This is a genomic window from Desulfacinum infernum DSM 9756 (assembly GCF_900129305.1).
Taxonomy (GTDB): Bacteria; Desulfobacterota; Syntrophobacteria; order Syntrophobacterales; family DSM-9756; genus Desulfacinum; species Desulfacinum infernum.
Map to the genome: position 1 here is coordinate 47,663 of NZ_FQVB01000013.1, position 26,232 is coordinate 73,894.

General features: G+C 61.8%; 25 protein-coding genes. 5 read left to right on the top strand and 20 right to left on the bottom strand.

Features of this window, described 5'->3' with window-relative positions; all coding sequences use genetic code 11:
- Nucleotides 1–203 precede the first annotated feature (203 nt).
- The 15 genes from hflX to BUB04_RS07925 all read right to left on the bottom strand — a co-directional run bounded on the left by hflX (nucleotide 204) and on the right by BUB04_RS07925 (nucleotide 15,585).
- Entirely contained in the window at nucleotides 204–1,859 is a 1,656-nt protein-coding gene (gene hflX, locus BUB04_RS07855; RefSeq protein WP_245795150.1) for a GTPase HflX, read from the bottom strand.
- Nucleotides 1,860–2,098: 239 nt separating this feature from the next.
- The gene (locus BUB04_RS07860; RefSeq protein WP_073038445.1) at nucleotides 2,099–3,418 is read right to left on the bottom strand and encodes a phenylacetate--CoA ligase family protein; all 1,320 of its coding nucleotides are present in this window, start codon (nucleotides 3,416–3,418) and stop codon (nucleotides 2,099–2,101) included.
- 48 nt (nucleotides 3,419–3,466) lie between these two features.
- Nucleotides 3,467–4,828 carry a replicative DNA helicase gene (gene dnaB, locus BUB04_RS07865; protein WP_073038446.1) on the bottom strand — a complete coding sequence of 454 codons (1,362 nt, stop codon included), beginning with the start codon at nucleotides 4,826–4,828 and terminating at the stop codon, nucleotides 3,467–3,469.
- A 4-nt stretch (nucleotides 4,829–4,832) separates the two neighbouring features.
- Complete coding sequence (rplI, locus tag BUB04_RS07870; protein ID WP_073038447.1) at nucleotides 4,833–5,279, bottom strand: 50S ribosomal protein L9; 447 nt, start codon at nucleotides 5,277–5,279, stop codon at nucleotides 4,833–4,835.
- A gap of 77 nt (nucleotides 5,280–5,356) precedes the next feature.
- Entirely contained in the window at nucleotides 5,357–6,277 is a 921-nt protein-coding gene (locus BUB04_RS07875; protein ID WP_073038448.1) for a YybS family protein, read from the bottom strand.
- 109 nt (nucleotides 6,278–6,386) lie between these two features.
- Nucleotides 6,387–6,641, bottom strand: a complete 255-nt coding sequence (gene rpsR / locus BUB04_RS07880) for a 30S ribosomal protein S18 (protein ID WP_084076301.1) — start codon at nucleotides 6,639–6,641, stop codon at nucleotides 6,387–6,389.
- Between the two features lie 39 nt (nucleotides 6,642–6,680).
- Nucleotides 6,681–7,109 (bottom strand): 30S ribosomal protein S6, encoded by a 429-nt coding sequence (gene rpsF / locus BUB04_RS19300; RefSeq protein ID WP_178371940.1) that lies wholly within the window; start codon nucleotides 7,107–7,109, stop codon nucleotides 6,681–6,683.
- A gap of 516 nt (nucleotides 7,110–7,625) precedes the next feature.
- On the bottom strand, nucleotides 7,626–7,955 hold the full coding sequence (locus BUB04_RS07890; RefSeq protein ID WP_073038450.1) for an FtsB family cell division protein: 330 nt from the start codon (nucleotides 7,953–7,955) through the stop codon (nucleotides 7,626–7,628).
- Entirely contained in the window at nucleotides 7,952–9,568 is a 1,617-nt protein-coding gene (locus BUB04_RS07895) for an ASKHA domain-containing protein (protein ID WP_084076303.1), read from the bottom strand. The genes BUB04_RS07890 and BUB04_RS07895 overlap by 4 nt, the downstream gene beginning before the upstream one ends.
- A gap of 50 nt (nucleotides 9,569–9,618) precedes the next feature.
- Nucleotides 9,619–10,407, bottom strand: coding sequence for a YkgJ family cysteine cluster protein (locus BUB04_RS07900; protein ID WP_073038451.1), 789 nt, complete (start codon nucleotides 10,405–10,407; stop codon nucleotides 9,619–9,621).
- A gap of 112 nt (nucleotides 10,408–10,519) precedes the next feature.
- Nucleotides 10,520–11,677 (bottom strand): DUF72 domain-containing protein, encoded by a 1,158-nt coding sequence (locus tag BUB04_RS07905; protein ID WP_084076304.1) that lies wholly within the window; start codon nucleotides 11,675–11,677, stop codon nucleotides 10,520–10,522.
- Between the two features lie 224 nt (nucleotides 11,678–11,901).
- On the bottom strand, nucleotides 11,902–12,147 hold the full coding sequence (locus BUB04_RS07910) for a KH domain-containing protein (protein ID WP_073038452.1): 246 nt from the start codon (nucleotides 12,145–12,147) through the stop codon (nucleotides 11,902–11,904).
- Between the two features lie 265 nt (nucleotides 12,148–12,412).
- Nucleotides 12,413–13,072, bottom strand: a complete 660-nt coding sequence (phoU, locus tag BUB04_RS07915; RefSeq protein ID WP_073038453.1) for a phosphate signaling complex protein PhoU — start codon at nucleotides 13,070–13,072, stop codon at nucleotides 12,413–12,415.
- Nucleotides 13,069–14,898 (bottom strand): ATP-binding protein, encoded by a 1,830-nt coding sequence (locus tag BUB04_RS07920; RefSeq protein ID WP_073038454.1) that lies wholly within the window; start codon nucleotides 14,896–14,898, stop codon nucleotides 13,069–13,071. The genes phoU and BUB04_RS07920 overlap by 4 nt, the downstream gene beginning before the upstream one ends.
- Nucleotides 14,899–15,585, bottom strand: coding sequence for a response regulator (locus BUB04_RS07925; protein ID WP_073038455.1), 687 nt, complete (start codon nucleotides 15,583–15,585; stop codon nucleotides 14,899–14,901). It lies immediately after the preceding gene.
- 308 nt (nucleotides 15,586–15,893) lie between these two features.
- On the opposite strand from BUB04_RS07925, the gene pstC reads away from it, so the two are divergent.
- The 5 genes from pstC (at nucleotide 15,894) to BUB04_RS07955 (ending at nucleotide 21,509) form a co-directional block, all read left to right on the top strand.
- Entirely contained in the window at nucleotides 15,894–17,267 is a 1,374-nt protein-coding gene (gene pstC / locus BUB04_RS07930) for a phosphate ABC transporter permease subunit PstC (protein ID WP_073038456.1), read from the top strand.
- A 74-nt stretch (nucleotides 17,268–17,341) separates the two neighbouring features.
- Nucleotides 17,342–18,628 (top strand): phosphate ABC transporter permease PstA, encoded by a 1,287-nt coding sequence (gene pstA, locus BUB04_RS07935; protein ID WP_073038457.1) that lies wholly within the window; start codon nucleotides 17,342–17,344, stop codon nucleotides 18,626–18,628.
- Between the two features lie 273 nt (nucleotides 18,629–18,901).
- The gene (locus tag BUB04_RS07945) at nucleotides 18,902–19,948 is read left to right on the top strand and encodes a PstS family phosphate ABC transporter substrate-binding protein (RefSeq protein WP_073038459.1); all 1,047 of its coding nucleotides are present in this window, start codon (nucleotides 18,902–18,904) and stop codon (nucleotides 19,946–19,948) included.
- A 159-nt stretch (nucleotides 19,949–20,107) separates the two neighbouring features.
- Nucleotides 20,108–20,944, top strand: coding sequence for a phosphate ABC transporter ATP-binding protein PstB (pstB, locus tag BUB04_RS07950; RefSeq protein ID WP_073038460.1), 837 nt, complete (start codon nucleotides 20,108–20,110; stop codon nucleotides 20,942–20,944).
- Nucleotides 20,945–21,038: 94 nt separating this feature from the next.
- The gene (locus BUB04_RS07955) at nucleotides 21,039–21,509 is read left to right on the top strand and encodes a PilZ domain-containing protein (protein WP_073038461.1); all 471 of its coding nucleotides are present in this window, start codon (nucleotides 21,039–21,041) and stop codon (nucleotides 21,507–21,509) included.
- 180 nt (nucleotides 21,510–21,689) lie between these two features.
- On the opposite strand, the gene BUB04_RS07960 is transcribed toward BUB04_RS07955, so the two are convergent.
- Genes BUB04_RS07960 through BUB04_RS07980 form a run of 5 tightly spaced genes read right to left on the bottom strand, consistent with a single transcriptional unit; the run spans nucleotide 21,690 to nucleotide 26,228 of the window.
- Nucleotides 21,690–22,427: an ABC transporter ATP-binding protein gene (locus BUB04_RS07960; RefSeq protein ID WP_084076306.1), complete on the bottom strand. Its 738-nt coding sequence runs from the start codon at nucleotides 22,425–22,427 to the stop codon at nucleotides 21,690–21,692.
- Entirely contained in the window at nucleotides 22,424–23,191 is a 768-nt protein-coding gene (locus BUB04_RS07965; protein ID WP_073038462.1) for an ABC transporter ATP-binding protein, read from the bottom strand. Before BUB04_RS07965 ends, BUB04_RS07960 begins: the two co-directional genes overlap by 4 nt.
- Complete coding sequence (locus BUB04_RS07970; RefSeq protein ID WP_073038463.1) at nucleotides 23,170–24,132, bottom strand: branched-chain amino acid ABC transporter permease; 963 nt, start codon at nucleotides 24,130–24,132, stop codon at nucleotides 23,170–23,172. Before BUB04_RS07970 ends, BUB04_RS07965 begins: the two co-directional genes overlap by 22 nt.
- Complete coding sequence (locus BUB04_RS07975; protein ID WP_073038464.1) at nucleotides 24,129–24,995, bottom strand: branched-chain amino acid ABC transporter permease; 867 nt, start codon at nucleotides 24,993–24,995, stop codon at nucleotides 24,129–24,131. The genes BUB04_RS07970 and BUB04_RS07975 overlap by 4 nt, the downstream gene beginning before the upstream one ends.
- Before the next feature lie 18 nt (nucleotides 24,996–25,013).
- On the bottom strand, nucleotides 25,014–26,228 hold the full coding sequence (locus BUB04_RS07980; RefSeq protein WP_073038465.1) for an ABC transporter substrate-binding protein: 1,215 nt from the start codon (nucleotides 26,226–26,228) through the stop codon (nucleotides 25,014–25,016).
- Nucleotides 26,229–26,232 lie beyond the last annotated feature (4 nt).

Sequence of the window (26,232 nt, forward strand, 5' to 3'; positions counted from 1 at the left end):
CGCAAAGAAGAGTCACTCCAGGATCCGGGCGGGTCACCAATCCGCCCGGATTGCCACAAAACCCAGGATCACCAGAGAAATGGTGATGAAGAGGCCGAACACCCATTGAAGCGTGTGGAAGCGTGCATGGACGGCCAGACGCTTCATGGGAGCCTCCTGCACGGGTTTCTTCGGAAGAATTCGCCCCGAAAGTCTTGGACGAGTCAGGCGGCGTCGATTTCTTGCGGCGTCGTCTGAACCGCTTCCGGCGCGAGCTCGGCTTCCTGGGGAAGGATGAGCCGCTCCACCTTTTCTTCCAAAGTGTTCATGAGCGGGCCCAGGGTGGACCGGTCGAGAGCCGATACGGCCACGGCGTCATAACGTCGCAGGGCCCGCGCCAGGACGGGGGCGGGTGCCAGATCCATCTTGTTGAAGACCAGCACCGACGGCTTCCGGTCCAAATCCAGCTTCTCCAGCACCCTCCGTACCGACTCCATGTGGTTCTCATAGTGGGGATTGCTCACGTCCACCACGTGAAGCAGCAGATCTGCGTCGTGGAGCTCTTCCAGCGTGGCGGAAAAGGCGTCCAGCAGGTCCTGAGGCAGGTCCCGGATGAAGCCCACGGTATCGGTCACGATCACTTCCATGTCCCGCGGAAAGCGCAACCGCCGGCTGGTGGGGTCCAGCGTGGCGAAGAGCCGGTCTTCGGCCCGGACCTCGCTGTGGGTGAGGGTGTTGAGAAGCGTGGATTTTCCCGCATTGGTGTATCCCACGATGGACAGAATGGGCACCTCGTTTCGCAGCCGCTTGGAACGCCTCTGGGAACGGTTTTTCTTCACCTGCTCCAATTGCCTTTCCAGGTGGGCGATGCGGTCCTTGATGCGGCGCCGGTTGATCTCCAGCTTGGTCTCACCGGGCCCTCTCATTCCGATGCCGCCGCGAAGCCTCGACAGGGCGTCGTCCTTCACCCCCAGGCGGGGAAGCAGGTACTTGAGCTGGGCGATCTCCACCTGCAGCTTTCCCTCGCGGCTCTGAGCCCGCTGGGCGAAGATGTCCAGGATGAGCTGGGTACGGTCGATGACCCGCAGCTCTGTAATGTCCGTGATGGTGCGGACCTGGGACGGGTTGAGATCCTGATCGAAGATGAGCAGATCCACGCCGCACTGGAGCGCCCGAACGATGATTTCCCCCAGTTTTCCCTTACCGATGAGGTGCCTGGGATTGGCCTGGCGCTGCCGCTGGATCAGCGTGTCGGCCACGGTGATGCCGGCGCTTTGGGCCAGCTCTCTCAGTTCATGCATGGACGCGGCGGCCTCTTCCCGGTCCTGATCGGTCACGCTCACCAGGATGGCTCGGTCCCTGGCCGTTTCCGCCGGAAGCGCCTGTCGTCCCCTTTCCAGCTCCTCTTCCAGGGACTGGATGAAGTGGGAAAAGTGGAGATCCGGTTCGGCGCAGGACATCAAGGGCAAGATTTCCCAGGCGGGCCGTTCACCGCCCTGGGCGGGAAAGATGTGAGCCACTTCCAGATCCCGGGCGCCCCCGTGGGGATCCATGCGGACGGCGGCGATGCAGTCCAAGCGCAGGAAGACCAGGTCCATGAGGTCGTCCTGGTTGAGCGGCTCTCCCTTGAGATGCGTATGGACGAACCGCAAGCCCCGAAGACGCCAGCGTCCGCCGCGACTCTTGGGAAGATCCGGAATGTAAATGGATCGGGGATCTCCCACCAACACCATTTCCACGGCGCCGTCCCGGGCCAGCATCACGCCCACCTGGCGGCCGCTTTCCTGGGACAGTCGGGCCAGGTCCCTGGCCATGTCGGGGGAGATCACGTCTTCCGGGGTGCACCGGCGCCTGTAGAGATTTTCCAGGCGCTTTCGCACCTGCTTCTTCAGCCCTGTGATGTTACCGTAAACCCTTCGAATCGTCTTCCCTCTCTGTGATTGGTCGGCTTCGAACACTTTTCTATTTGTTTATACCATACTTTTTCGGAAAGGGGAGAGAACCGGAAGGCAGGGCAGGGGCTCGCGGGGTATGGGATATGGGATATGGGGTAGGGGGGAATCCCCTTGGCCCCCCATCACTCATCACTCATCACTCGTCACTCATTACGGATCACGGATCACAGATTGCGCCGGTCGATGAGGCGCACCGCCTTGCCATCGTTCTTGGGAAGGCTGTGGGGTTCCACCAGCGAGACCGCGGGCGTGACCAGCAGCTCGCTTTTGAGCTCCTTGGTGATCCGGTTTCGGATGCGCTGCAGGTGCCGCATGTCTTCCACGAAGATCTTGTCGGTCACTTCCACTTCCACGGTCATGGTGTCCACGTTGTTTTGGCGGTCCAACACGATCCGGTAGTTGTTGCCCACCTCGGGGATGGCCATGAGGACCTGTTCCACCTGGATGGGAAAGATGTTGACGCCCTTGAGGATGAACATGTCGTCGGATCGGCCTTGGATGCGGTCGAGGCGGCGATGCGGGCGTCCGCAGGGGCAATCTCCCGGAAGGATCCGGGTGAGGTCCTTGGTGCGGTAGCGGATGAGCGGCATGCCCTCGCGGGTGAGGGTGGTGAGCACCAGCTCGCCCAGTCGGCCTTCGGGAACGGGTTCCAGGGTATCGGGGTCGACGATCTCCACCAGGTAGGCATCCTCCCAGATGTGCAGCCCGTTCTGGAAGCGGCATTCGAAGGCCACGCCGGGTCCGTTCATTTCGGAAAGGCCGTAGCTGTTGAACACCTTCACGCCGTAGAAGGCTTCCACACGGGACCGGACCTCTTCCGAATAGGGTTCCGCTCCCAGGTAGGCGATGCGCAGCGACAGATCCCTCTTGGGATCCAGGCCCAGTTCCTGCATCACGTCCATGAGCCTCAGGGCGTAGCTGGGGATGATGTGAATGACGGTGGTGTCGAAATCCTTCATGAGCTGGATCTGCCGCTTGGAATTTCCGGCTCCCGAAGGAATCGTGAGCATGCCCAGGCGTTCGGCGCCGTAATGGAAGCCCAGCCCGCCCGTGAAGAGGCCGTAGCCCGTGAGGTTTTGGAAGGTGTCGCCGGGACGGGCGCCGGTCATGTAGAGGCACCGGGCCATGAGGTCCGCCCAGGTGTCCAGGTCCTTTCGGGTGTAGAAGACGGCCGTCGCCTGGCCCGTGGTGCCCGAAGAAACGTGGAGGCGCACGAAGCGGTCCTTGGGCTGGCACAGGAACCCGTAGGGGTAGGCGTCCCGAAGGTCCTGCTTGGTGGTGAACGGCAGGTGCGCCACGTCCTGCGGGGAGCGGATATCTTCCAGGGAGATCTCCTGCAGGCGTTCCCTGTAGAAGGGAGCCCGGCGCGCCCGGCGCACCGTTTCCCGCAGCCGATCCACCTGGAGGGCCTCCAACCCGTCCCGGGAGAGGGCCTCGTGTTTAGCGTCCCAGTACGATTCTTCCGCTTGCAGATTCTGGAGCATGGTCTTCCATATCATTCAGGGGGTTGATGGGAATCCGCCTTTCGCTCCCTAGTCGGGGGCGCCCATGGCTCCCTCTTCCGGGGCCAGGTCTTCGAAGCGGGTGTAGCTGTTGATGTAGGCCAGCTTGACGCGGCCCGTGGGGCCGTTTCGCTGCTTGCTCACGATGATTTCCGCTGTGCCCTTGTCCTTGCTTTCCGGGTTGTAGACTTCGTCGCGATAGATGAAGGCGATGACGTCCGCGTCCTGTTCGATGGCCCCCGATTCCCGCAGGTCCGAAAGCTGCGGGCGCTTGTCGTGGCGTTCCTCCACCTTGCGGTTGAGCTGGGACAGGGCCACCACCGGGACGTTCAGCTCCTTAGCCAGGGCCTTGAGCGACCGGGAGATGTCGGAGATCTCGAGCTCCCTCCGTTCCGAATGTTCCCGACTCCGCATGAGCTGCAAATAGTCCACCATGATCATGCCGATGCCGTGTTCCATCTTGAGCCGCCGGGCCTTGGCACGCAGCTCCAGGGTGGTGATGGCGGGCGTGTCGTCAATAAAGAGGGGGGCTTCCATGAAGTATCCGGCGGCGGTGAGCAGCTTGGCACAATCCTGCTGGCTCAGAAATCCCGTGCGCACCTTCTGGGAATCCACGCGTGCTTCGGAGCACAGAAGGCGCATGGCCAGCTGTTCCTTGCTCATTTCCAGGGAAAAGACCGCGCAGGGGATTCCGCTTTTCATGGCGGCGTTTCGGGCGATGTTCAAGGCGAAGGCGGTCTTTCCCATGCTGGGGCGGCCGGCGATGATGATGAGATCCGAAGGCTGCAGGCCGGAGGTGATCTTGTCCAGATCCCGGAAATGGGTGGGAACGCCGGTGACCAGCTCGCGGCGCTCCTGGAGCGACTCGATGGTCCGGATGCTCTCCTTGACCACGTCCTTGATGGGGGCGTAGGAATTGCGGATCCGGTTTTCGGTGATGGCGAAGATGGCCGATTCGGCCCGGTCCAGAACCTCCTCGGCGTTCTTGCCCGCCCCGTAGCACCAGGAACTGATCTCCCCCGCCACCTGGATCAGGCGCCGCAGGATGGCCTTTTCGCTGACGATCTTGGCGTAGGTTGGAACGTTGGCCGCCGATGGGACCAGCTGCGTCAGGGAGGCCAGATAGGCGGCCCCACCGACGGCTTCCAGTTCCTGGCGTTGCTGCAGAAGGTCGGTGACCGTGATCAGGTCCACCGGCTCGTTGCGCTCGAAAAGATCCTGCATGGCCCGGAAGATGATCCGATGGGCCTCCCGATAGAACTCGTCGCCCTTGAGGAGCTCCATGGCTGCGGGCAGGCCGCTGTTGTCCAGGAGCATGCCGCCGATCAGCGATTGTTCCGCCTCGATCTGGTGCGGGGGGACTCGGCGGAGTTCATCGGCAAGGGCTTCCATGGATCTACTCTTCCTTGGCGACCACCACCTTGATCTCAGCGGTGATGTCGGCGTCCATCTTGACCGGAACGGTGAATTCCCCCAGCTGCTTGATGGGCTGGTCCAGCAGGATGACGCGCTTGTCCACGGCAAAGCCCTGGTCGGCCAGCGCCTTCTGGATGTCCGCCACGTTCACGGATCCGTAGAGCTTGTCTTCTTCCACCACCTTGCGGCTGAAGGTGAGCGTCACCTGATTGAGCTTTTCCGCCGTGGACTGCATCTCCCGGCGCACCTTCTCGCGCTTTTGCGCCAGCATGCGCTTGTGATGCTCCAGTTCCTTCAGTTTGGAGCTGGACGCCTCCAGGGCTAAGCCTTTGGGCATCAGGTAGTTGCGGGCGTAGCCGGGAGCCACCTTCACGATGTCCCCGATGCGGCCCAGGTTGGGCACGTTTTCGGTCAGAATGACTTTCATGATCGTACACTCCTCTGTTGCAAGGGCCTTGCCGGCCCGGTGTCGGCCTTGGTTGATCGGCCGCCCCGGCCGCCCGATCAACCGGCGGGGGTGGGGTCGGCCTTCTTGTTCAAGCGCCGAAAATCGAACCAGGTGTCGAAAAGCCCCAAGACCACGACACCCAGACTCACAAACTGTTGCAGGAATACCAAACCGAAGATCACGCCTCGAAGCAAGGCGGGCACGTTCCATTTCGCCAGGTAGAAGGCCAGGATCGCCACGCCGTGCAGCAAATAGACGGCACCCAGTGCGAAGAGCAGGTTGAGGCCCACGATCTTGGCACTGACGGGCGGCAGGATGGTGAGGAAACCCGCCGCAATGACCCCCCACACGAGAAACTCCGGCGCACTCCACCGCCGCCAGTCGGGCCATGGGGGCAGCGGCACCCGTCGCCGGATCAGGAACCGGGTGGCCAGGTACAGGTTGAGCCATGCGAAGACGATGGTGGATCCCAGGGCGATCCCCGGAAAGATCCTCACCACGAAGGGAACGATGCGCGCCAGGTTTTCCCGGATCAGGGCCTCCTGGGCTTGGGTGAGGCCGGAATCCTGAACCAGGGCGGTCATCAGGGCCATGAGGCGCCGTTCCAGGTGGGCGAAGATCCCGCCTTCGGAACCGGAGTGGGTGAGCCAGAAAAGAACCGCTCCCAGCAGGAAGACCTTTACGGCCGCGTCTCCCACCACCCGAGTGAGAGACCAGGAGCGTCTCATGCCCAGTCCCAGCAGGGTTCCCAGCGCCAGCAGCTCCAGGTAGTAGGCCAGGGTCTGGTAGGAGCCCATGGCGAGCAGAAAGATGCCGCCCACCAGAGCGGCCCCGCCGGGAACCAGGATCCCCGTGGAACGGCCCCACCGGTAGAGGCTCACCACCGACGGCAACGGCGTAAAGACGCTGGCAAAGATTCCCGTAACCGGCACGAGGACAACCGTCATGTAGAGGGCGACGGTTGCGCCAATTCCCACAGCAAGCTCCCGTACTGTCATGGGCGGGCTTTGCCGGCGTTCGCCGTTTCCTGTCAAAGTTTCTGCGGCCATGGGGTGCGCCCTTTTCCTGCGGGGCGTGATCAGCGCCCTAGATGGAATGTTCCACCGTGTAGGGGAGCAGGGCCATCTGGCGCGCCCGCTTGATGGCCAGGGTCAGTTCCCGCTGGTGCTTGGCGCAGTTGTCCGAAATCCTTCGGGGAATGATCTTTCCGCGCTCCGTCAGGAAATAGCGCAGGGTCTTGGCGTCCTTGTAGTCGATCTTCAGGCTGGCATCGGCGCAGAAGCGGCACACACGCCGACGGCGAAAGACTCTCCGACGTCTCTTCTTCCTCTTCAATGCCACGGTCGGTTTCCTCCGTATATGAAAATGGGGGCCGAAGTCTTATTCTTCGTCCTCTTCGTCTTCCTCGTCCTCTTCGCCCTCTTCCTCGTCCCTGCGGAGAGCCGCCGGCTCCTCATCGGAATCGTCCGCGGGAACGGTCCGCGGGGCCTTCTCCTTCTCGGCCTCGGGGTCGAACTCGTCGTCCAGCTTGACCGTGATGAACTTGAGGACGCGCTCATCCAGGCGCATGTTGCGCTCCAGCTCCGCGATCAGGTCCGAGCCGGAAGCGAACTCCATGAGCACATAGTAGCCGTAGGTTTTCTTTTTGACGGGATAGGCAAGCTTTTTCTTGCCCCAGGGCACGTAGGACACGATCGTCCCGCCGCCCGATTCGACGACCCCGCGCATCTTTTCGCCCACGCTCTGGTGAGCGTCTTCGGGCAGGTCGGGGTCCAGGATGAAAAACGATTCATACTTGCGCAACTGCATTCTTCTTATCCTCCTTTCGGCTTGGCAGCCCCGGCTCAGGGCCGGAGCAAGGAGCTTGTTTGTGGGAACTGCCTCACCTACCACAGGCGGGGAAAGAGCGTCAAGGGTTTCCGTGAATCGTGAATCGCGAATCGTGGGGCGTGAGGCGGCGGGAGGGCGATGGGATTCGGCGACAAGCCTGCCGGAGGGGCCATGCGTTCGTGTAGGGGCGGGCTTTACGCCCGCCCTCCCGGACCGCACCAGGAGAGAGAATCGTCCAACTTGTATGAAACGCGACCTCGTTCCGTTCGTGCGCGCGGCCTGTAGGGGCGAATAATCATTCGCCCCTACAGGAAAACCCCTCGCTCGACGGCATCTTTCATTCATGTGGGGTGGCGAGCCTCGCCATGACCGTTAGGCAACTGTGACTTTGGAAAAAGGGGGAATCGGCCCCGTCGGCTCAAGGCTTACGGCTCACGGCTCACGGCTTGCGGATCACGTATTACGGTTCACGGTTCACGGATTACGGCTCACGGACTACGGATCACGGTTCTCGGGAATGAACCGAACCAGGATCTCGTCCGGGGCCACCCAGCCCAGCTCCTCGCGTACCACGCGCTCCTGGTATTTCCGGTCGTGCCTCAGCCGGTCCACTTCCTCATAGAGTTCCCGGCAGCGGACCTGCAATTGCCGGGTCTTTTCCTCCAATTGCCGCACCTGTTCGCGCTTGTTGCGAAGCCCCGCCAGTCCCCTGGGCGACAGGAAAACCGCCTGAAGGAGCACCAAGTTGAGAACGGCCAGGAGGGCCACCACCAGAGGGACCCCCAGGTATTTTCGGATGCCGCTCAAACGGGATCGAAAGGTCATACCGCCTCCCTCGCTCGCTTCGGGATGGGTACGGACGGAAAGAGGCTTGGATCCGTGTGGGGGAGAAAAGTGGCTCCCCGGAATTCGTGCATCAATTCCACGTTCACGTTCAGTTCCACGTAGGTGATCCGGTTTCTCACCCGTTCCATGTCCTGCAACAGGCTGCGGTCCATCAGCACCATGGCGGCGCCGCGGCCGGCCGTGTTTCCCAGCCCTTGGTAGGTTTCCAGGGGAAGATCGGGAAGCATGCCGATGCGGATGGCCATGACCGGGTCGATGTGGTTCCCGAAGGTGCCGGCCACATAAAATTTGTGGATGTCCTGAAGACTCACCCCCACCTTGCGGGCGATGATGTTGAGGATGGTGTACATGGCCGCCTTGGACTTGAGCAGGATGCCGATGTCGATTTCGCTCACCACCAGGTCCCGTCCGTCCGCCGTTTCGGGTCCCCAGGCCACCACGAACCCCGGTCCGTTGTCCGTTTCCACCATGCGCGGGCACTCCAGGTTGCGGTTGAGGGTGCCTCGGATGGTCAGGATGCCGGCCATGAACATCTCCGCCACCAGGTCGATGAGCCCGGAGCCGCACAGGCCCTTGGGTTTTTCCTCACCGATCACGTGGTAGCGAAGCTCCAAAGTGTTCGGGTCGATGCGCACGTGGTCGATGGCGCCGGGGCCGGCCATCATGCCCCGCTCCACCACGCCGCCTTCCAGGGCGGGACCCGCAGCCCCGGCACAGGCGATGAGCCAGTCCTTGTTGCCCAGCACTACCTCGGCGTTGGTGCCCACGTCCACCAGCAGGCTCAGTTCGTCCCGGCGGTGCATGCCGGAAGCCAGGATGCCGGCGATGAGGTCTCCCCCGAAGTAGGACCCCACGTTGGGAAAGACGAAGACCAGCCCGCCCGGGTGCATGGTGAGCCCCAAATCCCGGCCGCGAAGAAACGGAAACCGGTTGGCCACGGGAATGTATGGTTCCTTGCAGATGTTGGTCGGGTTCAGTCCCAGAAGAAAATGGCTCATGGTGGTGTTGCCGGCCACCGCGAGGGCGAAGATCCGGTTGGGGTCCAGTCCATTGTCCGCCGACATCCGGGCCGTCACGTCCCGGAAGGTGTTCAGAAGGAGATCCTGGAGCATTTTTCGGTTGCGGGGGGCGGAGGCGAAGACGATGCGCGTGAGAATGTCTTCGCCGTAGGGGATTTGCGGATTGGGTTCGGAGCGTCGGTCGACCACGATCCCCTTTTCCAGGTCTACCAGATAGAAGGCCAGGCGCGTGGTTCCCAGGTCCACCGCCAGTCCCAGCACCGGCTCGGAGGACGCTCCCGCGTCCACCTCCAGCAGGGCCCAATGGTCTTCCCGGTAGCCCAGGACGACGGAAACCGTGAAATCTCCCTGTCGAAGCCGGCTGGAGATTCCGTCCAAATCCGAAGGATCCACACGCACGGGCGAAAAACCGCTTCGGTGAAGAGTGCGCACCAGGCGGTCCACATCGGCCGTGTTGTCTTCCAGGCTGGGGGGCGGCACGGACAGGGTGCGGCGGACCACCAGGGGATCCGTTTGCAGCCAGTCGGGAAAGAGGTCCCTATCGTCCGGTTCCGGATGCGCGTCTTTCTTCATGCCGAAGCCCCATCTGCGTCCGTTGGCGTTGATTCGCGGTTCGTTTGCGTTCAGACATCCACCCAGTGGATGGATTGAAATCCCATCACATTGACCACAAATTGGAGAAAACCGCAAATCAGAAGATCGCTCAGTTTTAGCAAGCCGAGAGCTGCGTCCAGTTTGTCCAGTTCCTCATAAACGGGGGCGCCGGGTTCCAGATTGAACCGCACCGCATGGGGGTGCTGAAAATGGGACGGGCGGCACCAGTAGGGAGGGGAGAGGCTGTAGTGCATGCGGCACGGCAACGGCCGCTGCCCATAGATGCTGCAAGCGTCTCCCTTGAGAAACGGACAGGCGATGTCCATCCCGTGGTACTGATGCAGACGGCGCGTGAGACGCTGCTCCCGGTTCGGGGAAACCCCGGAAGGGGTCCAGCGGCAAAGTTGCGCCCAGATCTCCTCCCGCTCCAGGCAGCGACGGAACGCCACATCCACCGTTCCGGATACCGTGAGGCCATGGTAGAGATAAAGGATTTCCACTCCCGATACCCCGGACGGCATTTGGGTGCAGCAGTGGGAGCAGCCCGGCTTGCAGCGCACGGGTGAGCCGGAGCGCCGAAGGTGACTCAGGACGAAGCGGTGGGATTGGTCCAAAAGCTGGAAGGCCTTTTCCAGGTGGACGAGAAAGGACACCGGCAGGGCCCGCCGGGTTTCCCACGAAGGCCCGTGCACGCTTTCCCGTGCCGCCCGCAGATGTTCCGCCGCCGACTCTTCGTACCGATGGAGTTCCCGGGCGATCTCCTCGGGAAGTGGATCCAAGATCACCGGTAGTTCGGCGTGCGAGGCGTGCTTTTTCATGGCCGTGAACCGTGATGAGTGACGAGTGATGGGGGCACCAGGGGCTCCCATCGTCTCCCCCCTTTTTCAAAGGGGGTCGGGGGATTGGCCGCCACCCCTCGCCCATCACTCATCACTCATCACCCGTCCCTTTCAAGAGGGTGAAGACCAATTGCCGGGCCAGCAGAGGGGCGTTGCCGCCCGCCCGGTTGTTGATCACCACGTAGACCGTTTTCTGCCGGTCCAAGGCGGTCCGCACGATGGCCGCCGTCTCCTCGAACATGCGGGGAAGGGCCATGCCCGGCACCAGCCGGTCGAAGGGATGGGCCTTGGCGTAGGCTTCTTCGTAGCGCACGCCCCTCGGAGTCATGAGGCGGATGATCAGCTCGCCGGAGCGGCCCGTGAAATGCCGGTTGCGCTTTCGGAACTGCACCAGCAGAGGCGGCAGCCATGTCCAGTGGGACAAGACGCCTTCCACTCCGTGTTTGGCGAGAGCGCCGAAGACCTCCGGCGTGAGCAGGGCTTCCGTTCGGAGTTCCAGGTGGTAGCGGGTGTCGCGGGGCACGGCGCTGAAAAAACGGTCCAGCTCCAGGGCGAAAGCCCCCGCATGGGGTCGTTCGGCCTTTTTCTGGTATTCCTGCTCGAAGATGAAGCCTCTAATCTTGTCTCCCAAAAGGTCCAGCGCCGGTTGGTAGAACCCTTGGGTGAAGAGTTCCGCGCTCAGGTACGACGGATTTTCCCGGAAGGAACGGCCCCGCCACATGCGCCGGGCTGTCACCAGTTGCGGAACCTTGAGGAGCACCCGGGCCCCTTCGGGCAGGTGCTCGGCGTATTCTTCGAGGGTTCGATGGGTACGGGTGGGGCGTCCCTGCGGATCCGCCAGCGGACTATAAAAGGTGAAATCCAGTTCCAAGACCGAGAAGTGTTCAAAGTACTCCCGCACACTGTCCACGGGCAGCACCTGGGACGTGAAGGAGGTCCCTCCCACCCGCTGCACCCTTTGCCGGATGCGCCCTTCGTAGCGTTCCGGGGTGTAGATCTGATGGATCCAGCCCCCGTATCGGTCGCTGGCCGTGCCGACGAAAAGGCGCGGGTGGATGTCTCGAAAGAAGAAGCGGGAGGCCGCCTCCCGAACCTTTTCCGGATGGGAGAAGAGGGACGCATCGGCCCCGGAGGGTGCTCGATCCTGCTGCCGGCTTGGGATCGGACCGCGCCCTCCGCCCGCTAGCGTGGATGAGGGGTTTCCTTGGACGGGGCCTTGCCGGCCGCCATCCTTTTCCTTTCCGACCATCGCCTCAGGAATCGGCCGACGGGCGTTTGAATCTCCGCCGTCGACTCCGGCTCCTCCTTCCATAGGCCTTGTGTTTTCAGCGCTTCCTGCAGGCACGGCCGCACCCAGGTGCATTTCAGACAAGTGGGCTGCGGCTGAATGAACCCGTCCTCATCCTTGGGGCACACCTTGGCGGCGTCCCCGTAGCAAGTGGGTGTTCCGCCCTCTTCCTGCACGTCGTCCTCTTATTCCAGTATTTCCAAGACGGCTCGTTTTCTCAGCTTGGTGGCCGCCGCGTTCATGATGGTGCGTATGGCGTGGGCGTTTCGACCTTCCCGGCCGATGATCTTACCCAAGTCTTCCTTGGCGGCCCTCAGCTCAATGACCGACAATTGGTGCCCGTTGATCTCCCGGACTTGCACTTGGTCCGGATACTCCGCCAGGGCGCGCGCGATGTATTCCACCAGGTCCTTGATTTCGCTGTCGTTCATGTCGAATTCCCTCGCTCCGTTCTCGATTGGTGCATCCTAAGGTTGAATCGCCGATCCGCTCTACCGGGGCCGTTGTGGCGTTCTCACACGTCCACGTGCTTTCGCCGGGGTGGTGCAACCGAACATCGGCTGCTTCATGGGTTTAAGGGAATGAGGGTCTTATCGAAGGAACAGATGGACACTACAACGTCAGCCACTCTAGCGGACTCCCGCTGCCGTGTCAAGCAAGGAAAACTAAGGATAATAATATGTTGAAGAATAGCCTCTAGGGCTCGCACCGGTGTTTGATATTGACGCCTTCGGTCATGAAGATCACGCACTCGGCGATGTTGGTGGTCTGGTCGGCCACCCGCTCCAGGCAGCGGGCGGTGATGATGGTCTGGACCGCCCGCTCGATGGAGCGGCTTTCGGTAACCATCAGATCGATCATCTTCTTGAGGACCGCCACGTTGAGCTCGTCGGCCTCGTCGTCCATCTGGCACACATCATAGGCTTGGCTGATGTTGCGGTTGGCGAAAGAGGCGATGGACACCCGGAGCATGTCCATGGCGGTGTCCGCCAAAGCGTCCAGTTCCGGAAGAGGGGGAAGGGGGGGCTTGGAACTGAGGCTCAAGGTTCGTTGGGCGATGTTGACCGCCTGGTCGCCGATCCGCTCCAGATCGATGCTCATGCGGATGGCTCCGATGATAAACCGCAGGTCTTTGGCCACGGGTTGCTCCAGGGCCAGGAGCGAAAGGCAGAGATGGTCCACGGACATTTCCAGCTGGTTGATTTCCTGGTCGCCCTCGATGACCTGGGCGGCCAGCTCCGCGTCCCGTGTTCGGAAAGCCCGAATGGCTTTCTCCATGGCCTTTTCCGTGACGGCCGCCATTTCCAGGATGGTCATCTTCAGTTCGTCCAGTTGGCGGTGGAAGTGGGTCTTCATGCTGGGAGCTCCTTCAAACCATGGGGCGTGTTGTCGGCGGACGAAACGGGGGCTTTGGGGACGAAGAAGGCAAAGCGGGCGCCCCTGTCGGTGCCCGGAACCGGGCTTTCCACCCAGATCTTCCCCCCCATCTTCTGCACGATGTGCCGGCAGATGGCAAGGCCCAAGCCGGTGCTGCCCGTGGCCGTCTCGCGTTGCTTGTCCACCCGGTAGAAGCGTTCAAAAATCCTCTGCTGGTGTTCCGGGCGTATCCCGGGCCCCTGGTCTTCCACGAAAAAGACGACCCGTTCCCTCTCCTCCCGGGCGGTGATTCGGATGGGTGTCTTCTCCAAGCTGTAGCGAACGGCGTTCTCCAACAAGTTTTGGAAGACTTGCACCAGATGGTCCCGGTCGGCGTGTACCCACAAGGGGGTGTCCGGCAGGTCCACCAGCATGTCCATATCCTTCTTCCTGGCTTCCTGTCGGCAAGTTTCCACGGCGGCCTGGATGGCGGTGCGCGCATCCACCGGTGTTTCGGGAATCGGTAGGGGGCGGCTTTCCAGTCGTGTGAGGGTGAGCAGGTCATTGACCATGCGGGTCATGTGGTTGGCTTTTCTTACGATGGTTTCTATGAAAAGTCGCGGCTCCTCCCGGTCCGCGCAGGGGCTTTCCAGAAGGGTTTCTGCATAGCCCTTGATGGCGGTGAGCGGGGTTCTCAGCTCGTGGGACACATTGGCCACAAAATCCCGGCGGATACGCGCCAGCCGTTTCAGTTCCGTGATATCGTGAAGGACCAGGACGGCGCCCCGGGGCTTTCCGGTCCCTTCCAGAGGAACCACATGCACGTCGTAGGTTCGATCGCCTTCCATGGCGATTTCCAGGCGCACGCCGGGCCGGCCTTTCAGAACCTCGTCGCAGGCCTGCTGCAATTCCTTGTTCAGGAAGACTTCCAGAGGTTTGACCCCGGGCCGTGGCTTGGGATCTTTCTGAATACCGTGGACGGCTCGGTTGCAGGACTCAATGGTTCCATCCGGCGCCAGCAGCACCACCCCTTCCCGCATGCTCTCCAGGATGGTCTCCAGGCGGGTCTTCTGGTCCTCCAGGCGTTTCATCTGGTGCTCGATCTGTCGCCCCATTTCCTGGATGGTTTGGGCCAGAGTGTCCAGACTGGGATCCCCCAGGGGCGGGCGGCTGGTCTGATAGTCCCCGCGACCGATGTTCACGGCCATTTCCACCAGCTTCGCGATGGGCCGTTCCAGATAGGAAGAAAGGGCGTAGGCCACCACCGTCGCCGCACCCAGCGCCAGGCCCAGAATCACCCAGAGGAACCTGAACTGCCGATCCAGGCGTTCCTGGATGATGGAGGCGGGCATGGCGACGCGCAGCACTCCGGGCGGCAGATGGGGAATGTGGTCCATGGGCATGGCGGCGTAGATGAGGTCCCGGCGCAGGGTGTCGCTTCGGCGGACACTGAGACCAAACCCTTGGGAGCGTGCGGCCGCCACCTCCGGCCGTTCCCAGTGGTTGTCCATGAACCCCAGCTTGTCGTAGGGAACGTGGGAATCGGCCACGACCTTTCCGCCCTGGGCGATATAGGTGATGCGCACGCCCAGTTCCCGCCCCGCCTGGGTGCACCATGCGTCCAGGTCCGAGAGCCATTGGAAGGGTTCGTGTTCCCGAAGGCTCCAGTGGATGAAGGAAAGTTCTTTGTGGATTCTCTCCTTGGAGTCGTCAAAGACCGCCCGGCGCAGCTCCTTTTGAAAGAACACGCCCGGAACCGCCAGGCCCAGAACCAGGACCAGCCAGAAGGCGGCCAGCAGCCGCGTGCGGAAACTGATGGATTTCACTTAGGACTCCCGAAGTCGATAGCCGACGCCCCGGATGGTTTCCACCACGTCCGCGCGCCTGCCAAGTTTTTGTCTCAGTCGACGGATATGGGTGTCCACCGTTCGGGCGTAGCCGTCGAATTGATAACCCCAAACGCGGTCCAGCAGCCGGTCACGGCTCAGAACCCGTCCCTTGTTGTTCAAAAGCTCCAAAAGGAGCTTGAATTCCGTGGCCGTGAGAACCGTTTCCTCCCCATCCACCCACACACGGTGGGCTTCCAAATCCACCGTGATGCCCTCCGCTTGTAAAGGGCCCTTCTTTTCCTGCGTGTCCGAGGAGCGTCTCAGCACCGCCTGCACCCGGAGCACCAGTTCCCTGGGGCTGAAGGGCTTGACCACGTAGTCATCCGCGCCAAGCTCCAAACCCACAATGCGGTCCGCCTCTTCGCCTCGGGCTGTGAGCATGATGATGGGCACATGAGTCGTCTCCCGCTGACGCTTGATCGCCTTGCACACCTCCAACCCGTCCATGCCCGGCAGCATCAGGTCCAGGATGATGAGATCCGGCCGTTCCGCCATGGCGATCTCCAGGGCGCCGTCGCCCTCCTGGGCCATCAGTACATGGTAGTCGGCGGCCTTCAGGTGCCAGGCCACCAGATTCAGGATGTCCGGATCGTCTTCTACGATCAGTATCGTGGTCTTGCCCAATGCATGTCGCTCCTGTTCAGGGTTGTCGATGAATCCGGCAATCGCCTCCTCCGTTGAGAGGAGGGGGCACCCAGCCATCTTCATGAAAAGCATTGGACTGTCACAAACAAGTGATGGAGCGGTGACAATTGTGTGACGAAATCCTCCTAGATCCTCTTAAGCGACTGAGTTTTCATCAAATCGGCATGTGCTGTTGTCTGTAACACACTTGTCACATGTCGGTCACCGTCTGTTCACACAGCGCTCTTAGATTAGCGGTGTCGAGAAACAGACACGGCATCCCGGCAAGGAGGGAGGAAGGCGGTTTGATGAATATCGGTTTTTTCGCAGCACTGATCTTGCTCACGGCCACATCCTATCTGCTGGGGCGGAAGAAAGCGGTCCGGGTGTCGGCATACGGGCGCCTTCACTCACGCCCCAACTACTACGGCGCCTATGTGGCGCTGTGGTGTCTCCTGCCCGCCGCCTTGGTGGCTGTGCTTTGGATCGCCCTGGAACCCTGGTTGCTCACTCACCTCATCGTGCGCGAACTTCCCGAATCCTATAGCGGTCTTCCGCCGGACCGATTGGGGCTGGTCTTGAATGATATCAAGAATCTGGCCACCGGGGCCATGGTGTCGGGCGAGCCGGACGAAGCCCTGCGGGCGGCGGCGGACCACTACCGTTCCCTCAAGTCCCTGGGGAGTGCGGCGGTGGCCGTGGGGTGTCTGAGTCTGGCCGTGGCGGGGCTGGCTTGGGGGGTCCGCAAGGTGCAGCCGACCCTGAGGGCCCGCAATCAGGTGGAACGGGTGGTCCGGGCGATCCTGATCGTCTCATCCACCTTGGCCATCTTTACCACGGTGGGCATCGTCCTTTCCGTTTTGTTCGAAGCCGTGCGGTTCTTTCGGATGGTTCCCCCCTGGGAGTTCTTTTTCGGGCTGAAATGGAGTCCCCAGATCGCTATCCGGGCGGATCAAGTGGGGGCCAGCGGCGCCTTCGGCATGATCCCCGTTTTCACAGGCACACTACTCATTTCGGCCATTGCCATGGGGCTTGCGGTGCCCGTGGGCCTTTTTTCCGCCGTTTATCTGAGTGAGTATGCCTCGCGGCCGGTCCGGGCCGTGGTCAAGCCGCTTCTTGAAATCCTAGCCGGAGTTCCCACCGTGGTCTACGGGTTTTTTGCAGCTCTCACGGTGGGCCCCACCATCCGGCAAGTGGGCGAACGTCTGGGTCTGGAGGTGGCTTCGGAGAGTGCCCTGGCGGCCGGCTTGGTCATGGGCATCATGATCATTCCGTTCATTTCCTCCCTTTCCGATGATGTGATCAACGCGGTTCCCCAGGATCTTCGCGATGGGTCGCTGGCTTTGGGGGCCACCCGCGCCGAGACGATCCGTCAGGTGGTGCTCCCCGCGGCCCTTCCCGGCATCATGGGAGGAGTTCTCCTGGGCGTTTCCCGTGCCATCGGGGAGACCATGATCGTGGTGATGGCCGCCGGCCTTTCGGCCAATCTCACCATGAACCCTCTTCAGGCCGTCACAACGGTCACGGTGCAGATCGTCACGCTTCTGGTGGGCGACCAGGAGTTCGACAGTCCCAAGACGCTGGCGGCTTTTGCACTGGGGCTCGTCCTGTTCATCGTCACCTTGTGCCTCAATGTGGTCGCCTTGGTGGTGGTGAGAAGATACCGGGAACAGTACGAATAGGCGGCCGCAAAAGGTCGGGACGAACAACGGACAGCCAATTACGGATTACGAATCACGGATAACGGATAACGAAAATGGCAGAGGATAGGCGTTTGGAAAGAGACGGCGGCATTGCCGCCGCTGTTCAAAGGACACTTGCCAGGCGATACCGTGCGGAAAGGCGATTCCGTCTCTTCGGGATGATCGCCGTGGCCGTGGGACTCCTTTTTCTCGCCGTCCTATTCACGGCCATCGTGTCCAAAGGTTATACGGCGTTCCAGCAAACCTACGTCCTTCTGGACGTGTATGTGGATCCCGACGTGGTGCACGTGGGCAACCTGGACTCTGCGGACTATCAGGGGCTCATCAAGACCTCGTTGCGGGAACTCTTCCCGGATGTGAAGGGACGTCGAGACAAGCGCAATCTATACAAGTTGGTAAGCTCGGGAGCCGGTGCCGTGCTTCGTCGAATGGTCCTGGAGGATACCTCGCTCATCGGCCGGAGGCTTCGGATCTGGGTGCCGGCTGATGACGATGTGGACATGGTGATCAAGGGACATGTGGACCGGACCCTGCCCGAATCGCAACGGCGCCTGGATGATCAGAGCCTGGCCTGGGTGGAGGTCCTGGAAAGACAGAACAGGCTGGAAAAGAAATGGAATTTTACTTTCTTTACGGCGGGTGATTCCCGGGAGCCGGAACTGGCCGGGATCTGGGGGGCGACCGTGGGATCTTTCTATACCTTGATGATCACCCTGCTGCTCTCCTTTCCCTTGGGGGCCGCTGCGGCCATCTACCTGGAAGAATTCGCACCGCGCAACCGATGGACCGACGTCATCGAGGTGAACATCAACAACCTGGCGGCGGTTCCTTCCATCGTGTTCGGACTGCTGGGCCTGGCGGTCTTCCTGAACTTCTTCGGCCTGCCCCGATCGTCTCCCCTGGTGGGAGGCTTGGTGCTGACCCTCATGACCCTTCCCACCATCATCATCGCCGCAAGAGCCGCCCTCCAGTCGGTGCCGCCGTCCATCCGCGACGCAGCCCTGGCGGTGGGGGCTTCCAAGATGCAGACCGTCTTTCACCATGTGTTGCCATTGGCCCTCCCTGGCATGCTGACCGGGACCATCATCGGCATGGCCCGGGCTTTGGGCGAGACGGCGCCATTGCTCATGGTCGGCATGGTGGCTTTCATCGTGGACATTCCGCGCGGTCTCACGGACGCCGCCACGGTGTTGCCGGTCCAAATCTATCTATGGGCCGACAGTCCCGAACGGGCTTTCGTGGAGAAGACATCGGCGGCCATTATCGTGCTCCTCGCTTTCCTCATTGTCATGAATGCGGCGGCGGTCTTCTTGAGAAACCGCTACGAACGGCGCTGGTAGGCCAACAAATGCCATGGAAGGAGCCTGCCTGAAAATGGTTCACTGGGCTTTTCCAACGGTTCAGTATCATCCCCGCGCTGAGCGGGCGGGGATCAACCCCGCCCCTACCAGAGGTCAATCGGTTTTTGTAGGGGTGGGCTTGATGCCCGACCGTTACGCCCGCTTCTGGAGAAAGAATCGCCCCATGGGGGGGCGAGTGATGGGCTTCCGCTTGCGCGGGAGCCAGGGTAGAGGAGTTCTGGATCACAACCCCAAGAACAAGGAGTCATGGAAATGAAGAAGGTCTTTTATCTTCTCGGTATCGCAGCTCTGATGGGTTTTTCCCTGGTGCCCGACGCATCGGCCCGCGACTACATCAGCATCGTGGGCTCGTCCACGGTCTATCCCTTCTCCACGGTGGTGGCGGAACAGTTCGGCAAAACCACCTCGTTCAAGACCCCCAAGGTGGAATCCACGGGTAGCGGTGGGGGTCTGAAGCTCTTCTGCGCCGGGGTGGGGGTGGAGCATCCCGACATCACCAACGCCTCGCGCGCCATCAAGAAGTCCGAGATTGAAATGTGCGTCCAGAACGGGGTGAAGGAGATCGTGGAAGTCAAGATCGGCTATGACGGCATCGTGCTGGCCAATTCCAAGCAGGCGCCCGCCATGAAACTTTCCCGCAGGGACATTTTCTTGGCCCTGGCCAAGGAGGTTCCCGATCCGTCGGGTGCCGAAAAAACCGTCCCCAACCCCTACAAGACGTGGAAGGACGTGAATCCCCAACTGCCCGACGTGAGGATCGAGGTCCTGGGACCGCCTCCCACCTCCGGTACCCGGGATGCTTTCCTGGAACTGGCCATGGAAGGAGGCGCCGACACCTTCGGATGGATCAAGGGCCTCAAGAAGAAGGACAAGAACCTATACAAGAGGATCGCCCACACCATCCGCGAAGACGGCGCCTATATCGATGCGGGTGAAAACGACAACCTCATCGTGCAGAAGCTGGAAGCGAACCCCAACGCCGTGGGCATCTTCGGCTTCAGCTTTCTGGATCAAAACACGGACAAGATCCAGGGGGCCCATGTGGACGGGGTGGAGCCCACCTTTGAGAACATTTCTTCTCAGAAGTACCCCCTTTCCCGCCCCCTGTTCTTCTATGTGAAGAAGGCGCACGTGGGCACCATTCCGGGCATCGAAGAATATATCGCCGAATTCACCAGCGAAAAGGCTTGGGGACCTGAAGGCTACCTGGCCGACAAGGGACTGATTCCCCTTCCGGACGAAGAGAGATCCAGGATGCGGGAAGCGGCGAGAAATCTGGAAACGCTTCCAGTGGATTAAGGGTTGATCTCATGGAGAGCTGCGGCCGGCAAGCCCTGCGGGGCACGGTTCCCCGGAGGCTTGCCTGCGGAGCCGTAATGGTTGACAATCGAGAAGGGTATGCACGCTTTTCTAGATCCATCCTTACCGTCCGGACTTCCAGTTGAAGGGAAACTGCCAGTGGCTCCTGACGATGCGCGCCATGACCATCCGCCGGCGGCCGAGACTGCCGTGACCACGGTGGGTGAAATCCATGCGGTCAATCCCCGCATGACCTGCAGGCGGGTCAATGTCTATTACGGAGACAAGCACGCCATCAAGAACGTTTCCATCGACATCGGCCGCAATGAAGTCTTGGCCATGATCGGCCCGTCGGGATGCGGAAAATCCACCTTCCTGCGGTGTCTCAACCGGATGAACGATACGATTGAGGGGTGCCGGGTGACGGGAACCATCACCCTGGACGGCCAGGATATCTACGATCCCGACCTGGACGTGGTGCTCCTTCGGGCCCAGGTGGGCATGGTCTTTCAGAAGCCCAATCCCTTTCCCAAGTCCATCTACGACAACATCGCCTACGGGCCCAAGATCCACGGCCTGGCTCAGACCCGCGCCGAGCTGGACGAGATCGTGGAAACGTCTCTCAGGAAGGCGGGACTCTGGGATGAAGTCAAGGACCGGTTGGATCATCCGGGAACGGGGCTTTCCGGCGGCCAGCAGCAGCGGTTGTGCATCGCCCGCGCCATCGCCGTGAGCCCCGAGGTGATTCTCATGGACGAGCCGTGCTCTGCACTGGATCCCATCGCCACGGCCCGCATTGAGGAGTTGATCCACGAACTGCGGGAGCAGTACACCATCGTCATCGTGACCCATTCCATGCAACAGGCGGCCCGGGTGTCTCAGCGCACTGCCTTTTTCCACCTGGGGGATCTGATCGAGGTGGGACCCACCGACAGGATCTTCACACGGCCGCGCCACCCGCTGACGGAAGATTACATAACGGGCCGGTTCGGATGATGGCGGTGTCCCAGCCATTGGGCAGTTACGCGGATTGACATCTTCCCGCCCGTAAAGCATAAGGGAGCTGGGACCCTCAAGAAGAGGTGGGAAGATGAGCGAACCGGTGAAGAAGGTCTACGTATCTCAGGACAATAGCGCGATCGTCATCTGTGAAGCGTGCGGGCGCACCAAAAAGCTTGTCAATATCCAGGAGGAACAGCCGGGAAAGAAGATACGGGTACACTGCGGGTGCGGAGCCAACTTTACCATCATCCTGGAACGACGCCGCTACTACCGGAAACAGGTCTACCTGCCGGGCTACTATGCCAAAACGTCCGTGCCCGGCGAACACCCCATGATCGTCAGAGACATTTCCTTGGGCGGATTACGATTCGAGACCGTGGAAGAGCATGATTTGAGGAAGGGGGATGTGGTGCGGGTCCGCTTTCGCCTGGACAATCCCGATCGAACGAGCATCACGCGACCGGTGATCGTGCGTTACGCGGGCCACAAGGTTGTCGGTACGGAATATTTCAAGGACGACCCCGTCGACAGAGCCCTCGGGGCTTATCTTCTCAAATGACCTGCCCGTGAAACCTGCCAGACCGTTCAGGAGCGCATCAATCCCGCGCAAGTGCCCGTCCATGACTTGCAGGAATTACGGGATCCCCGCCTTCGGGCGGATGGCGGACGGAGGTTGAGACGGAGGATCCGGCCGCTCTGGGACGAGCTCCAGGCATTTCAGCCCTGCTCCATGTCCCGGTCAGGGTTTGGGTGCGTGGCCGAAAAGAATCCGGCGCAGGTGATGGTTTTTCAGAATGTCCGGTCCCGGTCCCTGGAGGGTGATGGATCCATCCTCGATGAGGAACGCCAGGTCGGCCACCCGCAGGATTCTTCTCACGTGCTGACCGGCGATGAGCAGCGTGACGCCGCTTTTTCGGAGTTTTTGAAAGGCGCTGCAAAATCTTTGCACCACCTTGGGGCCGAGTCCCAAGAACGGATCGTCCAGCAGGAGCAGCCTGGCGCCGGCCATGAGGCCGCGGGCCAGGGTGACCATGCGCTTTTCCCCGCCGCTCAACCCCCCGGCCGGGGCTTCCATCCGCGACGTCAGCTCCGGAAAGAGACACAGCACCAACCGCAGCCGCTCCGGAATGTGCGCGCGATTGAGGTAGGCTCCCACCTCCAGGTTCTCCCGCACGGACATATCGGGGAAAACCTTCATCCCTTCGGGAACGTACACCACACCCAGGGACACCACGTCGGCCACGTCCAATGAATGGATGGGGATGTTCTGGTAGAGGATCTCGCCGCGCACGGGTCGGATGAGGCCCGCCACGGCTTTGAGGATCGTGGTCTTTCCCGCCCCGTTGGGGCCCACCATGGCTACGATCTGGTGGGGCCACACGTTGAAGGTGGCGTCGGAAACCACGGGCGTATCCTGGTAGGAGACGGCCAGATGACGCACGCTCAACAAAGGTTGGTCCGGGTCCGTGTTGTTCATGGGATCTCCCCCGATCCAGTGTGGGGATGGCGTTCCCCCAGATAGGCCGAGAGAACTTCCGGGTGATGCAGCACCTGGGCGGGCGATCCCTCTGCGATGGTTTCCCCCTGGTCCAAGGCCAGGAGCCTGTCCGAAACCCGGGCGGTCAGGTTGAGAAAGTGGTCGATCAGAAGGATCGTGGTGCCCTGGTCGCGCAGGGCCCGGACCAGGCGGGCCGCGTGGCTGACGGCCTGGGGGCTGAGTCCCGCGGCGATTTCGTCCAGCAAAAGGAGCCGGGGGGCGGTGGCCAGGGCCCGGGCCACCTCCAGGCGCCTTTGTTCCGACAGGGTGAGTTCCCTTCCCGGGGTCTCCTCCTTGCCCTCCAGGCCCACCAGGTGCAGAAGCCGGCGCGCTTCCTCTCGAGTGTTTCGGCTCCGAGGGAGTTCCTTCTTCCTTTTTCCAAACCAGATGCCGATCCGAACGTTTTCTTCGGCGGTCATTTCGGGAAAGGGGCGTGCGATCTGGAAGGTGCGGGCGATACCGGCCCAGCAGATACGATGGGCGGGCCATCCCGTGATGTCTTCTCCGCAGAAGCGGACGGATCCCGCGCTGGGCCGCACGAGGCCCGTGATGGCATTGAACAGGGTGGTCTTTCCGGCTCCGTTGGGGCCGATCAGGCTGACGATTTCGCCCTGTTCGACGGAAAGGTGGATGCCTTTGAGCACCCTCCTGCCGTTGAACTTCACGGCGAGTCCCTGGATGTCTAGGATCGGGGCGCGGGCCATGATCCGATGCCTTTCGGGAAAAAGAGAAGGATCACCATGATAACGAGCCCGTAGACGGCGGCGTGCCCCGCGGGCAGCCAGGGGTGAAGGACCAGTTGATCCACGCTGTAAAGAACCAGCGCGCCCGCCGCCGGTCCATACCAGCGGAAGCGGCCTCCCAGAATGGCAAAGACCAAGGGCATGGCGGAGATGTGCAGGTTGAAGACCAGATCAGGCTCCGTCATGCCCATCAGGTGAGCATACAGCCCGCCGCAGACTCCTGTGAGGGCGGCACTCAGGACGGTGGCGGTAAATCGGGTGGCGAAAACGTCCACGCCCAAAACCGCTGCTGCCCGTTCGTCCTCACGCACCGCCCGCAGCGCCCATCCCCAGCGGGAGTGGATGGCCAGCGCGTGAATGGCGCAGGCAACCGCCAGGAAAGTCATCAAAAAATAGTACTGGCCCATGATGTTGTGGGAAAGATCCACCGCGAATCCCGCCACGGAAATGGTGGGCAGAGGGCGGGTCCCCACCAGGCCCAAGGAGCCGAAGGTGAAGGACTCCCAATTGTCCGCAATCACCTTGGGGATTTCCACGGACGCCAGCGTGGCCAAGGCGTAGGAGGCTGCCCTGAGCCTCTGGAAGGCCACGGCCAGGACGGCTCCGTAGGCGGCGGCCGAAAGGCCCGCCACCGCCAGCGTGACGGGCACCTGGGCTCCCGAGTAGTGATCCAGCAGGGCGGCTGCGTAGGCTCCCAGGCCGAAGTAGGCGGCATGTCCCAGAGATATGAGACCGCTCAGGGCCACCAGGTTCCAGGCCACCGTCACCATGGCGAACAGGAAGGCGAATCCAAGGACCCGGCAGACCAGAAGGGTGTGCCACCCGCCCAGTGGCCACAGCCCCAAGGCCAGGAGCACGACGAGAGTCCACAGAAGATGGCGGCGAAGACCTTCCTTCTTCACAGCTCGGGTGCCGGTTTCTTTCTGGCCAACAGGCCTTCGGGTTTCCACATGAGCAGGGCGATCAGAATGCCTGCGCTCACCAACTCCCGCCAGTTGGACCCCAGCCACAGAGCGGCGGCCGATTCCAGCAGGGCCAGAAGCCAGGCGCCCGCCAGCAGGCCCCGGATACGACCCGTGCCCGCAAAGAGAGTGATCACGACAGCGATGAGCGTCGCTTCCATGCCGCCCGCCGGATGAAGATAAGCGTTCTGGCCGAACAGGGGGCCGGCTAGGCCGATCAAGGCGCCTCCCACGGCGAAGGCAATCCGGTTCATGCGCTCCACCCGGATGCCTGCAAGGCGCGCCGCTTCCCTTTCCTGGATCACGGCCCGAAGGGCCATGCCCAGGAAGGTCTTGCGCAGCATGAGATAGACCAGGGCCGTGGCCGCAAGAGAGAGGCCGATGAGCCAGAGCTGATTGCGGGTTACGATCAGATCGGCGGTCAGCCGCAGGGGTTTCCCCGAGGCGGGAATGCGCCGGTAGTCGGCGGTGAACAGGAAGAGCATGGCGTTTTGAATCACCAGTGCCAGGCCGAAGGTGAAAACGAGGGAGGAGAGCTCAAAGGGCTCGCGAATCCGCCGCACCAGGGCCAGCAGAACCTGGCCGAGACAGGCCATGGCCGCCATGCACAGCGGAAGGGTGAGCGCAAAGGGTGCCTGCCAGGCCTTGGACAGGCCGTAGGCCATGTAACCGCTCAGGACGATCAGTTCGCCGTGGGCCAGGTTGAACGTGTGGGTCACGCCGAAGATGAGCGAGAAGCCCAAAGCCACCAGGGCGTAGAAGGATCCGAGGGACAGGGTGTTGAGGAGCAGCTGGAACCACATAAGGATGGCGTCGTTCGCTCATGGGTTGGAGGCGGCGGGCGCCATGGGATAGATCCATGTCCCCTGGGCGCGCTCGGGAGGATAGACCGGCACCAGGGCCCCGTCTTGGATCTGTACCACCACCTGGCGGTAATGGAGGGGGTCGCCCTTGGTGTCGAAAGCCACCCGCTCCATGGGGAGCAGAAGGTCGATGGTGCGAAGAGCCCGGGCGATCTCCGATCCCCTGAGCGGACGACCTTCCCTAAGAACCCGGCCCACGGCGTGGAGTAGCACCCGGGCGGAGGTGTAGCCGTGCATGACCGTGGTGGTGGGTTCTTTCTTGTAGACGCGGCGGAATCGTTCGGTGAAGGCGTCCGAGGCCTCTTCCGTCCCGGGAACCGCCATGCCCGGATTCCAGGCGCTCAGCCCGAAGAGATGTTCGGCCGCCCGGCCCATTTCCTGGACGAAGGAGGGGTAGGCTACGCCCCAGGGGCCGATGTAGGCCTTGATCGGGGCTCCCAGTTCCCGGATCTGCCGCGCCAGGATGAGATGGTCCTGGAAGAAGCCCGCCACGAGGAGAACGTCCGGTGGAGATGCTTTCAACTTGAGGACAAAAGGGGAAAAATCGGGCGTTCCGGGCTGGAATTTTTCCACCAAAGGCAGGTCCGCTCCCGCCTTCTTGAGGCACTTGAACAGTTCCCGGGAAAGTTCCGTGGCTCCGGGTGTGGCCGCGTGGAGCAACGCCGCACTTCGGGCCTGCAGGGCTTCGGTCACGAACCCGCACAGGGGTTCGACCAAACCGCTCAAGTGGGAGATGCGAAAAAAGTAGGGATTGTTTCCCTCCCGGGTCAGGTGTGTCTGCAGACTCGCCGAAGCCACGTAGGGGATCTCATGGCGCAAGGCCAGCTGGCTCAGGGGGCCCACCAGTGAGTCCACATAGCCTCCCACCAGGGCCGCCACCTTCTGGCGAAGAATCAGATCCTCGGCCTGGCTGACGGCCACCTCCGGTCGGCTCTGATCGTCCCGCGTAAGAAGCGCCACCTTCCGGCCTTCGATCCCTCCCGCCTCGTTTGCCTCGTCCACGGCGGCCTGGATGCCCAGGTGGATCTCCTGCCCGTGGTTGGCCAGTTTGCCCGTCAAAGGGTTGATTTCGCCGATGCGAATTTCCGAGGCGAAGGCGGCGGATTGTCCCATGCAAAGGACCGCAAGGAGCACGAGCACGGCGGCGAGCCTGCTGGCAGGAACACCTCTCATGACG

Coding starts and splice junctions, on each gene's coding strand:
- BUB04_RS07960 (WP_084076306.1), bottom strand. CDS start 22,427: ATGAACAACACGGACCCGGACCAACCTTTGTTGAGCGTGCGTCATCTG.
- BUB04_RS07975 (WP_073038464.1), bottom strand. CDS start 24,995: ATGTGGTTCCAGCTGCTCCTCAACACCCTGTCCCTCGGATCCTTCTAC.
- dnaB (WP_073038446.1), bottom strand. CDS start 4,828: ATGGAAGCCCTTGCCGATGAACTCCGCCGAGTCCCCCCGCACCAGATC.
- BUB04_RS07945 (WP_073038459.1), top strand. CDS start 18,902: ATGAAGAAGGTCTTTTATCTTCTCGGTATCGCAGCTCTGATGGGTTTT.
- BUB04_RS07955 (WP_073038461.1), top strand. CDS start 21,039: ATGAGCGAACCGGTGAAGAAGGTCTACGTATCTCAGGACAATAGCGCG.
- BUB04_RS07895 (WP_084076303.1), bottom strand. CDS start 9,568: ATGAAGAAAGACGCGCATCCGGAACCGGACGATAGGGACCTCTTTCCC.
- rplI (WP_073038447.1), bottom strand. CDS start 5,279: ATGAAAGTCATTCTGACCGAAAACGTGCCCAACCTGGGCCGCATCGGG.
- BUB04_RS07980 (WP_073038465.1), bottom strand. CDS start 26,228: ATGAGAGGTGTTCCTGCCAGCAGGCTCGCCGCCGTGCTCGTGCTCCTT.
- BUB04_RS07860 (WP_073038445.1), bottom strand. CDS start 3,418: ATGCTCCAGAATCTGCAAGCGGAAGAATCGTACTGGGACGCTAAACAC.
- BUB04_RS07965 (WP_073038462.1), bottom strand. CDS start 23,191: ATGGCCCGCGCCCCGATCCTAGACATCCAGGGACTCGCCGTGAAGTTC.
- BUB04_RS07890 (WP_073038450.1), bottom strand. CDS start 7,955: ATGACCTTTCGATCCCGTTTGAGCGGCATCCGAAAATACCTGGGGGTC.
- BUB04_RS07910 (WP_073038452.1), bottom strand. CDS start 12,147: ATGAACGACAGCGAAATCAAGGACCTGGTGGAATACATCGCGCGCGCC.
- BUB04_RS07905 (WP_084076304.1), bottom strand. CDS start 11,677: ATGGTCGGAAAGGAAAAGGATGGCGGCCGGCAAGGCCCCGTCCAAGGA.
- pstC (WP_073038456.1), top strand. CDS start 15,894: ATGAATATCGGTTTTTTCGCAGCACTGATCTTGCTCACGGCCACATCC.
- rpsF (WP_178371940.1), bottom strand. CDS start 7,109: ATGCAGTTGCGCAAGTATGAATCGTTTTTCATCCTGGACCCCGACCTG.
- phoU (WP_073038453.1), bottom strand. CDS start 13,072: ATGAAGACCCACTTCCACCGCCAACTGGACGAACTGAAGATGACCATC.
- pstA (WP_073038457.1), top strand. CDS start 17,342: ATGGCAGAGGATAGGCGTTTGGAAAGAGACGGCGGCATTGCCGCCGCT.
- BUB04_RS07900 (WP_073038451.1), bottom strand. CDS start 10,407: ATGAAAAAGCACGCCTCGCACGCCGAACTACCGGTGATCTTGGATCCA.